The sequence below is a fragment of the Micromonospora purpureochromogenes genome (genome assembly GCF_900091515.1).
Taxonomy (GTDB): domain Bacteria; phylum Actinomycetota; class Actinomycetes; order Mycobacteriales; family Micromonosporaceae; genus Micromonospora; species Micromonospora purpureochromogenes.
The window spans coordinates 1,309,343-1,321,659 of record NZ_LT607410.1; the positions used below are offsets into that span (position 1 = coordinate 1,309,343).

At 74.6% G+C, this 12,317-nt stretch carries 13 protein-coding genes; 6 read left to right on the top strand and 7 right to left on the bottom strand.

Features of this window, described 5'->3' with window-relative positions:
• Positions 1 to 1,252: 1,252 nt before the first annotated feature.
• The 6 genes from GA0074696_RS32520 (at position 1,253) to GA0074696_RS06110 (ending at position 7,975) form a co-directional block, all read left to right on the top strand.
• Positions 1,253 to 2,923: a hypothetical protein gene (locus GA0074696_RS32520; protein ID WP_407940598.1), complete on the top strand. Its 1,671-nt coding sequence runs from the start codon at positions 1,253 to 1,255 to the stop codon at positions 2,921 to 2,923.
• 46 nt (positions 2,924 to 2,969) lie between these two features.
• A complete protein-coding gene (locus GA0074696_RS06090; protein ID WP_088960197.1) occupies positions 2,970 to 3,944 on the top strand; it encodes an alpha/beta fold hydrolase in 975 nt (324 codons plus the stop codon).
• 6 nt (positions 3,945 to 3,950) lie between these two features.
• Positions 3,951 to 4,832: a DUF3152 domain-containing protein gene (locus GA0074696_RS06095; RefSeq protein ID WP_231925277.1), complete on the top strand. Its 882-nt coding sequence runs from the start codon at positions 3,951 to 3,953 to the stop codon at positions 4,830 to 4,832.
• 83 nt (positions 4,833 to 4,915) lie between these two features.
• Positions 4,916 to 5,749 carry a DUF3152 domain-containing protein gene (locus GA0074696_RS06100; RefSeq protein WP_231925278.1) on the top strand — a complete coding sequence of 278 codons (834 nt, stop codon included), beginning with the start codon at positions 4,916 to 4,918 and terminating at the stop codon, positions 5,747 to 5,749.
• Between the two features lie 41 nt (positions 5,750 to 5,790).
• The gene (gene moeZ, locus GA0074696_RS06105; protein WP_407940599.1) at positions 5,791 to 7,041 is read left to right on the top strand and encodes an adenylyltransferase/sulfurtransferase MoeZ; all 1,251 of its coding nucleotides are present in this window, start codon (positions 5,791 to 5,793) and stop codon (positions 7,039 to 7,041) included.
• A gap of 103 nt (positions 7,042 to 7,144) precedes the next feature.
• Positions 7,145 to 7,975 (top strand): prenyltransferase/squalene oxidase repeat-containing protein, encoded by an 831-nt coding sequence (locus GA0074696_RS06110; RefSeq protein WP_088964386.1) that lies wholly within the window; start codon positions 7,145 to 7,147, stop codon positions 7,973 to 7,975.
• On the opposite strand, the gene GA0074696_RS06115 is transcribed toward GA0074696_RS06110, so the two are convergent.
• From GA0074696_RS06115 to GA0074696_RS06145, 7 genes are all read right to left on the bottom strand, one after another.
• A complete protein-coding gene (locus GA0074696_RS06115) occupies positions 7,959 to 8,474 on the bottom strand; it encodes an SUKH-4 family immunity protein (RefSeq protein WP_088960199.1) in 516 nt (171 codons plus the stop codon). The genes GA0074696_RS06110 and GA0074696_RS06115 overlap by 17 nt on opposite strands.
• Before the next feature lie 26 nt (positions 8,475 to 8,500).
• A complete protein-coding gene (locus tag GA0074696_RS06120) occupies positions 8,501 to 9,118 on the bottom strand; it encodes a hypothetical protein (RefSeq protein WP_088960200.1) in 618 nt (205 codons plus the stop codon).
• Positions 9,115 to 9,744 carry a hypothetical protein gene (locus GA0074696_RS06125; protein ID WP_088960201.1) on the bottom strand — a complete coding sequence of 210 codons (630 nt, stop codon included), beginning with the start codon at positions 9,742 to 9,744 and terminating at the stop codon, positions 9,115 to 9,117. Before GA0074696_RS06125 ends, GA0074696_RS06120 begins: the two co-directional genes overlap by 4 nt.
• A complete protein-coding gene (locus GA0074696_RS06130; RefSeq protein ID WP_088960202.1) occupies positions 9,737 to 10,231 on the bottom strand; it encodes a WXG100-like domain-containing protein in 495 nt (164 codons plus the stop codon). The genes GA0074696_RS06125 and GA0074696_RS06130 overlap by 8 nt, the downstream gene beginning before the upstream one ends.
• Positions 10,232 to 10,259: 28 nt before the next feature.
• Complete coding sequence (locus tag GA0074696_RS06135; protein ID WP_088960203.1) at positions 10,260 to 10,586, bottom strand: WXG100 family type VII secretion target; 327 nt, start codon at positions 10,584 to 10,586, stop codon at positions 10,260 to 10,262.
• Between the two features lie 2 nt (positions 10,587 to 10,588).
• The gene (locus GA0074696_RS06140; protein WP_088960204.1) at positions 10,589 to 10,987 is read right to left on the bottom strand and encodes a YbaB/EbfC family nucleoid-associated protein; all 399 of its coding nucleotides are present in this window, start codon (positions 10,985 to 10,987) and stop codon (positions 10,589 to 10,591) included.
• Between the two features lie 85 nt (positions 10,988 to 11,072).
• Positions 11,073 to 12,317, bottom strand: coding sequence for a glutamate-5-semialdehyde dehydrogenase (locus tag GA0074696_RS06145; RefSeq protein ID WP_088960205.1), 1,245 nt, complete (start codon positions 12,315 to 12,317; stop codon positions 11,073 to 11,075).

The following is a 12,317-nucleotide window of genomic DNA, read 5'->3' on the forward strand; positions in this document are numbered from 1 at the left end:
GCAGCGGCCGGCGCCCTCGACCGAGCAGCAGGCCGGGTCGGCCGACCCGGACGCCGCCGCGCGGCACTCCTCGGAGGAGCCACCCCGGCTCGGCCGCTGGGCGGACGGGGGGCTGCCCACGTCCGCGCCACCGGCCGTGCAGGTCCCGCCGGTCGGCACCGCCGCCTCCGGCTTCGAGGTCCCGCCGGGCTTCCACGCGCCCCGTCCGGAGCGTGGCCAGGCCGACCGGGCCGAGGCCGACGAGTTCCCGCCCGACGTGCCCGGCGCCCGGGCCGACCGTCCGCACGCCGGCTCACCGGACGAGTCGACCGGTGCCCGCGGCGGTGACGAGGCGGCCGCCGGGCGCGGTGAGCCGGACCCGCACGCCGAGCAGCCCTACGCCGGCCATCGTCCCGCCGACGAACCGGACTGGTCCGGCCCGAGCTGGAACCGGCCGAGCTGGGGCGGCGGCTGGGCGCCGCCGTGGGCGCGCGAGGACGAGCCGCCGACCAGCCGCCGGTCCCGGCCCGACCGGACGCCGGAGCGGTCGGCCGAGCCCGCCCGGCCGTACGAGCCGGTCCGCGCCGAGCCGGCCCGGCCGTACGAGCCGGTCCCGGCCGAGCCCGCCCGCCCCTTCGAGCCGGTGCGGTCCGAGGAGCCCCGGCCGTACGAGCCGACCCGCGCCGACCGGGAGGCCCGGGCCGACCGGGAAGCGTCGACCGACCGACCGGCGCCGGATCGGTCCGCCGTGGACGGAGCCGCCGGGTGGGCCGGTTCCCGATCCGCCCCGCCGCCCTCCGCCGCCCCCCGCAGCGCCCCGCCGGCCGCCGCGCCCGCCAGCGCGCCCCCGGTCGTAGCCCCCGCCAGCGCCCCGCCCGCCAGTGCCCCGCCCGCCGCCGGGCCGCACCGCGAACTCCCGGCGGATCGGGCCTACCGCACGTCACCGGCCAGCGGTTCCTACGGATCGGCGCCGTCGGTCGGGTCATCCGCTTCGGCACCGACGGCCGGCTCGTACGGCGCGGCACCGACCGCCGGGTCCTCCGCTTCGGCACCGGGGACCGACTCCTCCGGTTCGGCACCGAGCACCGGGTCCTACGGATCGGCACCGAGCACGGGGTGGTACGGCCGGTCGGCGACCAGCGGCTCCTACCGCGCCGCACCGAGCACCGGCCCCTACGGCCAGACGTCCGGCGCCGCACCGAGCATCGACTCCTACGGCGAGACGTCCGGCGCAGCGGCGAGCACCCGGTCCTACGGCGAGACGCCCACTGCCGTGCCGCCGGTCGAGGCGCCGGCCGCCGCGCCCCGGAGCGCTCCTCCGGCCGGCACGACCGCCCCCTACAGCGCGCCGCCCGCCCCCGCCCAGGCGCCGGCCGCTGACAGCAGTCCGACCATCGACCGGGCCGACCGGCCGTTCCGGCTCCGGTCCGTGCCGGCGGAGACCGCGAGCGCCCCGGCGGAGCTTCCCGGCCACCAGCCGACTCCCACCGGTCCCGGCGCCGCGGCGGACCCCGCCACGAGCGGGCCACGCCGCCTGGACCGCACTCCCTCCGCGCCCGCTCCGACGAGCGCACCCCACTACGCGGCCCGCCGCTCCGCACCCGATCCGGCGCCTCCGGCCGAGCCGGCCGTGGAGGACGGGACGTCGGAGCCCGGCGCGGTGGTGCTGCCGCAGCGCGTCCCCGCCGAGCCGGACGTGCCCGTTGTGCCGGAGCCGCCAGCCGTGGAGCCACCCGCCGAGACCCCGGAACTCGCCCGTATCGCCACCCACCTGCGCCGGGACGACGAGCCCGCCCCGTTGCGGGAGCGGCCGGAGGGCTTCGACGTCAACGCCATCCTGGACGCCGTGCGGGAGGTGGCCGGCGTGCGCGACGCCGCGTTGCGCCGTACCCCGGCCGGCGCGCACAGCCTCCGGCTGGACCTCGCCGACGGGGCGGACCCGGCCGAGGTGAGCCGGATGGTGGCCCGACTGCTCCAGGAGCGGATGGGGCTGGCCGCCGCTCCGCAGAACCTGCCCGGCACGACCCCCGCCCCGGCACCGTTGCGCCGCCGCTCCGCCGAGACCCGCGCGCCCGAGACCCGAACGCCCGAGCCGCGGGGCGCCGAGCCGCGCCCCGGCGAGGCGCCGGCCCGGCCGCGCGACACGGAGTCCCGCCCCGGCGACCTGCGCCGGCAGGAGCCGGGGGCGGGCCCGTCGAGGCGGTCCCGTCCGGCCGACCCGTCCGGTGCGGGTCGCGCGCCCGCCGGCACCGGGCGCGGCGTCGCCGACCAGTCGCCCGGGGCCCGCCCGACGGCCGAGGCGGCCACCGCCCCCGCGCCCGGCCGGGTGGAGGACTACCCGGGCACGGTCGAGGGGGTGCCCCGCCGGCGCCGGCAGGTCTCCGCGCACCGGGGCCGGGCCAGTGTGGAGGAGGCGAGCGCGGCCTCCGCGCCGCCGGCCACCGGCAGCCCGGCCACGCTCGGCACCTCGTACTCCGGCGGGCAGATGACCACGACGGAGACCGCGCCCTCCCGACCGCTGGACACCGGCGGCGCGCCGGGGCCGCGGGTGGTGATCGACCACGTCCAGGTGAGCACCTTCGGCCTCGACGCCACCGTCGAGGTGCGCCTGCTCGCCGGCGGCGAGCAGGCGGCCGGGAACTCCACCGGGCCGGCCGTGGACGGGTACGTCCTGCGGCTCTGTGCGGTCGCCGCCGCGGCGGCGGTGGACCAGCTGCTGCGCGGCGCCGACGGCACCCCCGAGCGCGGTCGGTGCTTCGTCGAGCACGCCGCGGTGGTCCCGTTCGGCAACTGTGAGGTGGCCACTGTGGTGGTGCTGCTGGTCTGCGACGGCTGGGTCGAGCAGCTCGCCGGCTCCGCGCTGGTCGCCGGTGATCCCCGGCAGGCGGTGGTCCGCGCCAGGCTGGCCGCCGTCAACCGGCGCCTGGAGGCGTTGCTGGCCTGAGCGGCGCGCTGTTCGCCGGCGGGTCGTGCTGGGCACACTGGGAAGCATGAAGCGAGCCGCCCTCTGGCCCGAGCACCTGCTGCCCCCGCACCATGTTCCGCCGCCCTGGCCGGGCCGGGAGGTACGCCTCGACGGCACGGTCACCTACGTCCGGGACACCCCGGCCACGAGTGCGGACGCGGAGCCGGCGCTCTACGTGCACGGGCTGGGCGGCTCGTCGCAGAACTGGACGGACCTGGCCGGCCTGCTCGCCCACCGGCTCGACGGGCAGGCCATCGACCTGCCCGGGTTCGGGCGCAGCGAGCCGGGGCGGCGCTACACGATCCCGGCCTTCGCCGAGCGGGTGGTCCGCTGGATCGAGCACTCCGACCGGGGGCCGGTGCACCTGTTCGGCAACTCCCTGGGCGGGGCGATCGCGGTGCACGTGGCGGGGCTGCGGCCGGAGTTGGTGCGTACCCTCACGCTGGTCTCCCCGGCGCTGCCGTTCCTGGATTTCCGCCGCTCGTTGCAGGGGCGGATGCTGCCGCTGCTGGCCATCCCGCGCGGGGAGTGGCTGGCGGCCTGGCGGCTGGCCCAGCTCGCCCCCGAGGTGATGGCCCAGCAGGTGCTGGAGGCGTGCTTCGCCGACCTGAGCCGGATCAGCGAGCAGCGCCGGCAGGAGGCGCTGGAGGAGATCCGGGTGCGCTACGAGGCCTCGCACTACGCCGCCGCGTACGTCCGGACGTTCCGCGGCCTGGTCTCCAGCTTCCTGCGCTCGTACCTGCCGGGCGCGGGGTCGATGTGGCGGATCGCCGCGTCCGTGCAGGCCCCGACGCTGGTGGTGGGCGGCCTGCAGGACAAGCTGGTGGACGTGCGGGTGGCGCCGCAGGCGGCCCGGGCGATCCCGGACAGCCGGCTGATGATGCTCGAAGGGGTCGGCCACGTGGCGCAGGTGGAGGTACCGCGCACGGTGGCCCGGGCGGTTCTGCACCTGCTCGCCGAAACGGAGGAGGCCGGGAGGCGCTCCGACATGGCAGGCTGACCCCCGATGCCCGAGTACCTCCCCCACGATCACCGGCGCGCGCGTGCGACCCACCGTGGCCGCCGCGCGCCCGGCGCAGGCCGTCGCTGGACGGTCCTGCTGCTGGCGATGCTCGCGGTGGTGGTCGGTGCGGGCGCGGCGCTCTCCGCCGGCCGTCCCGGGGCCGTGGCCGAGACGTTCGCCGCCGGGACGCCGGCTCCCCGGCCGACCGCCACGCCGCTCACCCCGTCGCCGTTGCCGGTGGTCACCCCGAGCCCGTCCGTGACCAGTACGGCCCCGCTGCTCCTGCTCGCGGGCCCGGTGCCGTCCGCCGGGCGGGGCAGTTTCGGGTACGACGACCGGGCCGGTCCGGTGCTGGGGCGGGGCGGCCCGGTGCAGCGGTACCGGGTGGCGGTGGAGAACGGCTCCGGTGAGGACGTGCACGCCTTCTCCGACGAGGCGCAGGCGGCGCTGGCCGGGCCGGGGAGCTGGGTGGACAGCGGGCGGCTGCGGTTGCGCCGGGTGCCGGCGGGCGAGGCGTACGACTTCACGATCTACCTGGCCACGCCGACCACGGCGGGGCGGATGTGCCGGGCCGGGGGAGTGGACATCCGGGTGGGCGGCCGGCCGTACACGTCGTGCCGGGCGCCGGGGAAGGTGATCATCAACCTGGACCGGTGGCGGACCTCGGTGCCGCACTTCGTGCGGGCCGGTGTGCCGCTGTCGCTCTACCGCACCTACGTGGTCAACCACGAGGCGGGCCACCAGTTGGGGCACCACCACGAGCGCTGCCCGGGGCCGGGCCGGCCGGCGCCGGTGATGCAGCAGCAGTCGCTCTTCCTGGACGGCTGCACCGCCAACCAGTGGCCGTACCTCAACGGGCGGCGGTACACCGGCCGTCCGGTCTGAGCCCCGCCGCGCGCTCTGAAACATGCTCACGTAATCAGCGGTAAAAGCGCCCTTATGCCCGATTAGTCTGCCATGCTGATCGGGTGACCCCGTTCTCCCCACTCGCCGAGGGTGGCGAACCGGAATCCGCCGACCCCGCCGTCCGCCCTGCCGGCGACACCCGACCCGGGCTGGTCCGGATGCGCCGCCGCCGGCGGCGTGCCGCCCTGCTCGGCCTGGTGGCGCTCGGCGCGACCGTGGCCGGCGTCGCTCTGGTCCGGACCGACGACCGGCCGTCCGTGCCCGCGTCCGCCGGGCTCTCGCGGGCGCACGGCTTCGGCGAGCAACCCGCGCCCACCGCGTACCCGACCGACGGCTCCGGTCGTTTCGCCGCCGCCGACGGCCGCTCGCCGGTGCGCGGGTACGGCGGCCCGCTGCGCCGCTACCGGGTGGCGGTCGAGGAGGGCACCGGGCAGGACGCAGACCTCTTCGCCGACACCGTGGACGAGGCGCTCGCCGACCGGCGCAGCTGGATCGCCTCCGGCGAACTGCGGGTGCAGCGGGTGCCCGAGGCCGCCGCCGCCGACTTCACCGTCTACCTCGCCACCCCGGCCACCTCCGAGCGGCTGTGCGCCGAGGGCGGGTTGAGCACCGAGGGGTACACCTCCTGCCGGCTGCCCGGTCAGGTGATCATCAACCTGGCCCGCTGGATGGACGCGGTGCCCGACTACGGTGCCCCGCTGGCCGTCTACCGGATGTACGTGGTCAACCACGAGGTCGGCCACGAGTTGGGCGAGGAGCACCAGGCCTGCCCCGGCCCCGGCGTGCCGGCCCCGGTCATGCAGCAGCAGACGTACGGGCTGGACGGCTGCGTCGCCAACGCCTGGCCGTACGTCGACGGGGTGCGCCATGAGGGCGCACTCGTCCCCGGTGTCTGAGTTATTCCCGCTCCCGCATGTCGGGCTACGTGTCACTGCTCATGGCCGACCGGGCCTCCGGCGAGCGACAATGGCGCGGTTCGCCACCAGCCGATCCCGGGGAGTCCACCGTGTCGCTGCCCCCGCTCGTCGAGCCCGCCGCCGAGCTGACCGTTGACGAGATCCGCCGCTACTCGCGCCACCTGATCATCCCGGACGTCGGGGTCACGGGCCAGAAGCGGCTGAAGAACGCCCGGGTGCTCTGTGTGGGCGCCGGCGGTCTCGGCTCACCCGCCCTGCTGTACCTCGCCGCGGCCGGCGTCGGCACGCTCGGCATCATCGACTTCGACACGGTCGACGAGTCCAACCTCCAGCGGCAGGTCATCCACGGCGTCTCCGACGTCGGCCGCCCGAAGGCGGAGTCCGCCGCGGCCTCGATCAGCGAGATCAACCCGCTGGTGAACGTGCGGATCCACAACACCGCGCTGGACCGGGAGAACGTCCGCGAGATCTTCGCCGAGTACGACCTGATCGTCGACGGCACCGACAACTTCGCCACCCGCTACATGGTCAACGACGCCGCGGTGCTGCTCGGCAAGCCGTACGTCTGGGGTTCGATCTACCGCTTCGACGGCCAGGCGTCGGTGTTCTGGGCCGAGCACGGCCCCTGCTACCGCTGCCTCTACCCGGAGCCCCCGCCGCCCGGCATGGTCCCGTCCTGCGCCGAGGGCGGCGTGCTCGGCGTGCTCTGCGCGTCGATCGGCTCGATCCAGGTCAACGAGGCGATCAAGCTGCTCACCGGCATCGGCGAGCCGCTGGTCGGCCGGCTGATGGTCTACGACGCCCTGGAGATGTCGTACCGCAAGATCAAGGTTCGCAAGGACCCGAACTGCGTGCTCTGCGGCGAGAACCCGACGGTCACCGACCTGCTGGAGGACTACGAGGACTTCTGCGGCGCGGTTTCCGAGGAGGCGCAGGAGGCGGTGGTCGACGCCACCATCACCGCACTGGAGCTCAAGGAGTGGCAGGACGCCGGCAAGGACATCTTCCTGGTCGACGTCCGCGAGCCCGCCGAGTACGAGATCGTCCGCATCCCCGGCGCCACGCTGATCCCCAAGGGCGACATCATCTCCGGCGAGGCGCTGGCGAAGCTGCCGCAGGACCGGCAGATCGTGCTGCACTGCAAGTCCGGCGTCCGCTCCGCCGAGGCGCTCGCCGCCCTCAAGGCGGCCGGGTTCCGCGACGCGGTGCACGTCCAGGGTGGTGTGCTCTCCTGGATCAAGCAGATCGATCCCTCGCTGCCCGCGTACTGAGCGACGGCCGGGGCCGGCGGCGGGCCACTCACCCGCCCCGGCCTCGGCCGATCCACCGAGGCGCGATCATCTTTGCGCAGGTAGCGTGACCGCCGTGGTGGACATGGACGCCGCTATCGGCTTCGTCGTGGCGCACGGGGATGCGGTGGACCGCGCCCGTCTCTCCCGGCTGCGCACCGGCGCGCCGGTGCCGGTCGAGCTGCTCGACGCCGCCGAGGCCGGGCAGACGCCCGACGGCGGCTGGCCGGCCGTCCTGGACGGTGCCGTCGGCTCCGTCGACGCGACCTGCTTCCGCCTGGCCGAGCTGGACGACCTCGGCGCCCTCGGCCGCCCGGCGGCCCGGCACGCGCTGGACTGGCTCGCCGCCCGCCAGCTGCCCGACGGCGGCTGGGACGAGGACCCGTCGCTGGCCGGCCTCGCCCCGGAGTGGGCCCGGCCGGGCGATCCGGAGGCCCGGTTCTACCTGACCGCCAACGCCGGGTTCTGGCTGACCGTGGCCGGCCTGGACGCCCGCGCCGCCGGCCCGCTCGACCACCGTGTCGGCGGCGCGTACGCCGGGGTGGTGCAGGCGGCGGCGCACGCGGTCGCCGCGCAGCTCACCCCGGACGGCGGCTGGCCGTCCTTCCTGCCCGCCGGCTGGCTGAGCGCGGCCGTGCTGCACCGGCAGGAGATGTACTACGAGTCGGCGCGGATCCAGGCGGTGCTGGCCGAGCGGATCCCGCGGATGTCCCCGGCCGACGTGGCCTGGCTGGCCGCGACGCTGCGCCGCGTCGAGGTGGGCGAGGAGCAGTGGCTGCTGGTCTCGGCCCGCCGCCGGCTCGCCGAGACCCAGCGCAGCGACGGCGGCTGGGACAGCGACGACGGTCACCAGTTCGACGTGCACACCACGCTGCGGGCGATCCGGGCCTGCCGGACGGTCACTTCAACTGGCTGATCACCAGCGGCCACCAACCGTCCGGGGCGAACGCGGCCGGGTCGATGCTCTCCAGCACCATCCGCAGCGTCTCGGCCCGCTCGGCCCGGCCCGCCTTGCCCTCGTCCGCCTCGACGAAGAGCGCGAACTGGTAGAGGAACTCGATGAAGGTGCGGAAGCTGCTGTTGACGCCCTGGATGTCCTGCTGGTCCAGGTCGAACTGGAGGATCTCGCCGTTGCGCGGGTCCAGCACGTAGAGCAGGTCCGGGTTGTCGGCGACCGCGCCCACCACGATCAGCCGGACGTCCAGCGAACCGTCCTCGGTGCTGAGCTGGATGGTGTCGTACAGCTCGATGTCGCCTTCGAGGAAGGCGGTGTAGACGACCGCCACGTCGAGCGGGATCTCATCGCCGGCGGGGAGCAGGTCGGGGCTGAACCCACCCTCCAGCCACGCCTCGCGCGGGTACGGGATGAGCTCGTCCTCGCTCCACAGTGCCGTGAACCGGGGATCAGCTGCCATGACGGTCCTTCGGGTCGACGGGGGATTCAGGAGGACAGGCCGGCGGCGATCAGCAGGCGCCGCCAGTTGTCGGCGTACTCGCCGGTGTGCCGGCCCTTGCGCAGCCGTTGCTCGGGAGCGGCGGGGCCGAGGACGACGGCCGTCAGCTCCGGGTAGCGGGGGCCGAGCACGTGCTCGTCGAAGAAGGTGGCGACATCGGGAGCGATAACGGTGAACTCGACGTCCTCGTCGGGGTGCTCGTACTGGTAGACGTAGGCGCTGGACTCCATGTAGTACACGTCCAGATCTTCCAGGTCGAGGTAGATCGGATCGCCGCCGCGGATCTCGGCGCGTAGGCCGCGGGGGACGCTGTCCATCTCGTAGCCGACGATCAGCGGGCTGCCCATCGGATCGTTCGGGTTGACCTCGTACTCCTCCCACGCCTGCGGGCTCAGGATCTCCTTCGGCGCGTGAAACCGGAAGCTGTCGCCCTCCAAGCGCTGGAACAGGCTGTAGACCTCGGCAACGCCGGGCAGGTCGGCGATCGGCTCCAGCGGCGCCGGCCCGTCGATGCGGACACCGAAGCCGTGCTCCGACTCGACCCGGGTGAGCAGTTCCAACTTCTCGGCGATCCGGGCGAGGACGGCGGGATCCGGCCGGGTCATGGCAGGACCTTCACGATGACCGGGGTGCCCTCGGGGACGTCGCGCAACGCCACGGAGATCTCGCGGCCGATCTCGCGGTTGGTCCAGGCGTCCATCAGCCTGAGGTTAGCGTATTCGTCCTTTCCGTCGAGTTGTAGCTCGTGGACGTGGTCCGGGTCGAGTCCCTGGCCCCGCGCAGTGATCGGCCCCCGGCCGTCGTAGAGGCGGTCGACGAGGTCCTTGTTGGCCACGTACTGGTTGGTGTCCCGGGTGCCGTGCTGCTGGGTCAGTCGCTTGTTCCTGGTCAGCCGGCGGGTCACCCGGTCCCGGAAGACGTTGGTGCGGGTCCGGGTGCCCGGCCTGGTCCCTCGGCCTCCCCGGTGGTAGACGTTGTTGGCCGTCCGGTCCGACTTCGCCTTGCTCAGCCGGCCTTCCTGGCCGAGCCGGACCAGGTCCCTGGCCTTCCGCTCGAAGTCGCGCTTGTGGAAATCCGGCCGGTTGCGCAGCACCAGGACCGCCGGGCCATTCGGTTTGGTCCCGGCCGTCTTGGCGGTGCGGAACACGTCGGCGTTCTCCAGGTACGCCGAGACGATCTTGGCGCCCTTGGCCTGCGCCTGCCGGGGCGGGCTGGTCCGCTTCTTAGCCATTGAGCACCGTGTCCACCGCCAGCCCGATCAGCTGGTCGACGATCAGCCCGGTGATCATCTTGAAGATCGGGATCTCCAGCAGCGACGCGCCGAAGGTGGCCACCGCCGTGGCGATCGCCTGCGCGATCTGGATGGCCAGCAGAATCAGCTGGATGATCACCTGGATCTTCAGGGCCAGCACCACGCCCGCCGCGGCCATCAGCCCGATGGCGATCACGTTCGTCGGGTTGGTGGCGTCGGCGATGTTGCGGGCGGCCGACTCCTTGTCGTTCCACTCGCTGGCGAAGGCGGTGATGCTCTCGCCCCGGTTGGTCTCCAGCACCGTCCGCGCCGCCGAGTCCAACCGGGCGACCGAGCCGTTGATCCGGTCGGCCATCCCGGTCCACTCGCCGGCGAGCTGGAAGATCCCGGTCTCGTCGGACTCCGGCCAGTCGTACCCGATCATCGAGAGCAGGGACGCGAGCTCGCCCGGAAGCGTCAGGCCCACGGCGACTCCTTTCGTACGTGCGGAGGGCTCAGCCGCCCAGCGAGCCGAGGATCGAGCGGAACGAGGCGGTGACGTCCTCCTCGATCGACCGGTAGTTCTCGGCCATCCCGTGCAGGCCGTCGGCGTAGCTCTCCAGTTCGGCGACGTTGGTGCTGAGGCACTCGGTCAGGGCGTCCACACAGGCCTGGTGGGCGACGCCGACCAGCATGCCGATCTCGTCGCCGCCGAAGGCCTGCGCGTAGCTGCCCAGCGCGCCCTGGAACGCCTCGAAGGCCTGCCGGACCTCCTCCTTGGCCTGGGCCAGCTCGTCCGCGCCGCGGCGCAGGGCGTCGATGTCGACCTCGAGGTTCTCCATCGTCAGCTCCGTTGCTGGATCTTGCGCATGGTCTCGCTGATGGCCTGGCTGATCTCGCGCATCTGGCGCAGGCCCTGGTCCTGCAGGCGCTCGACGGTGGCGGTCATCGCGGCGAGGTCCGGCATCGGCTCGGCCGCGGCCGGGTCGTCCCGCCCGTCGAGCGCCGCGTTCACCGCCCGGCGCAGCTCCTCGGCGAGGTGTTCCGCCCCCTCGCGCAGCACCCGGGGGTCGAGGTCGACGGCGCTGACCCGCCCGTCGGTGCCGAGGGTGACCCGGATCCGACCGTCGTCGGCCTCGCCGACCGACTCGACCCGTTCCCGGGGCGTGACGGTGCGGCTCACCTCGCGCAGCGCGGCACGCGCCTGCGCCAACTGCTCTTCCAGGGCGCTCTCGCCCAGCATGCCGCCTCCCCAGACAAGCCGTGCCGAACCGGCCTCAGACTAGCGGCCCCGCGCACCCCCGCGTACGCCCGTCCATCCCGGACAGTCAGCCGCGCAGGTGCCCGTCCCCGGTGACCACGTACTTCGTCGAGGTCAGCTCGGGCAGACCCATCGGGCCGCGGGCGTGCAGCTTCTGGGTGGAGATGCCGATCTCGGCGCCGAAGCCGAACTCGCCGCCGTCGGTGAACCGGGTCGACGCGTTCACCATCACCGCCGCCGCGTCCACCCGGGCCACGAACTCCCGAGCCGCCGAGGCGGAGTCGGTGAGGATCGCCTCGGTGTGCCCGGTGCCGTAGCGGCGGATGTGCGCGACCGCCGCGTCGAGCGAGTCGACCACGGCCACCGAGATGTCCGCCGAGAGGTACTCGGTGGCGAAGTCCTCGTCGGTGGCCGGCACCACCGCGGCGGAGAACGCGGCCACCCGGTCGTCGCCGTGCACGGTCACCCCGGCCTCGGCGAAGGCGGCCAGCGCCGGCGGCAGGAAGGCGTCCGCGACGTCCGCGTGCACGAGCAGCGACTCGGCGGTGTTGCAGGTGGACAGCCGCTGGGTCTTCGCGTTGAGGGCAACCGCCACCGCCTTCGCCACGTCCGCCGCGGCGTCGACGTAGACGTGGCAGTTGCCCACCCCGGTCTCGATCACCGGCACCGTCGACTCCTCGACCACGGTGCGGATCAGCGACGCGCCGCCGCGCGGGATCAGCACGTCGACCAGCCCGCGCGCCCGCATCAGCTCCTTGACCGAGTCGCGCGAGGTGGCGTCGAGCAGCTGCACCGCGTCCGCCGGCAGGCCGGCCCCGGCGACCGCGTCCCGCAGCACGGCGACCAGCGCCGCGTTCGAGTGCGCCGCCGACGAGGAGCCGCGCAGCAGCGCGGCGTTGCCGGACTTCAGGCAGATCCCGGCGGCGTCCACCGTCACGTTCGGCCGGGCCTCGTAGATGATGCCGACCACCCCGAAGGGCACCCGGATCTGGCGCAGCTCCAGCCCGTTGGGCAGGGTCGAGCCGCGGACCACCTCGCCCACCGGGTCGGGCAGCGCGGCCATCTGGCGCAGCGCGTCCGCGATGCCCGCCACCCGGCCCGCGTCGAGCGCCAGCCGGTCCAGCACGGCCACGCTCAGCCCGGCCTCGCGCCCCGCCGCCAGGTCCGCCTCGTTCGCGGTCAGGATCTCCGGCGTACGGGCCACCAGCGCGTCGGCCATCGCGTGCAGCGCGGCGTCCTTGGCGGTACGCGTGGCGACCGCCAGCTCGCCCGCCGCGTCCCGGGCCCGGCGGGCCTGCTCGACGACGCTCAT

Excerpts from the sequence above, each read along its gene's own strand:
- GA0074696_RS06090 (WP_088960197.1), top strand. The coding sequence starts at position 2,970 with ATGAAGCGAGCCGCCCTCTGGCCCGAGCACCTGCTGCCCCCGCACCAT.
- GA0074696_RS06095 (WP_231925277.1), top strand. The coding sequence starts at position 3,951 with ATGCCCGAGTACCTCCCCCACGATCACCGGCGCGCGCGTGCGACCCAC.
- moeZ (WP_407940599.1), top strand. The coding sequence starts at position 5,791 with ATGGCCGACCGGGCCTCCGGCGAGCGACAATGGCGCGGTTCGCCACCA.
- GA0074696_RS06110 (WP_088964386.1), top strand. The coding sequence starts at position 7,145 with ATGGACGCCGCTATCGGCTTCGTCGTGGCGCACGGGGATGCGGTGGAC.
- GA0074696_RS06115 (WP_088960199.1), bottom strand. The coding sequence starts at position 8,474 with ATGGCAGCTGATCCCCGGTTCACGGCACTGTGGAGCGAGGACGAGCTC.
- GA0074696_RS06120 (WP_088960200.1), bottom strand. The coding sequence starts at position 9,118 with ATGACCCGGCCGGATCCCGCCGTCCTCGCCCGGATCGCCGAGAAGTTG.
- GA0074696_RS06125 (WP_088960201.1), bottom strand. The coding sequence starts at position 9,744 with ATGGCTAAGAAGCGGACCAGCCCGCCCCGGCAGGCGCAGGCCAAGGGC.
- GA0074696_RS06135 (WP_088960203.1), bottom strand. The coding sequence starts at position 10,586 with ATGGAGAACCTCGAGGTCGACATCGACGCCCTGCGCCGCGGCGCGGAC.
- GA0074696_RS06140 (WP_088960204.1), bottom strand. The coding sequence starts at position 10,987 with ATGCTGGGCGAGAGCGCCCTGGAAGAGCAGTTGGCGCAGGCGCGTGCC.
- GA0074696_RS06145 (WP_088960205.1), bottom strand. The coding sequence starts at position 12,317 with ATGAGCGTCGTCGAGCAGGCCCGCCGGGCCCGGGACGCGGCGGGCGAG.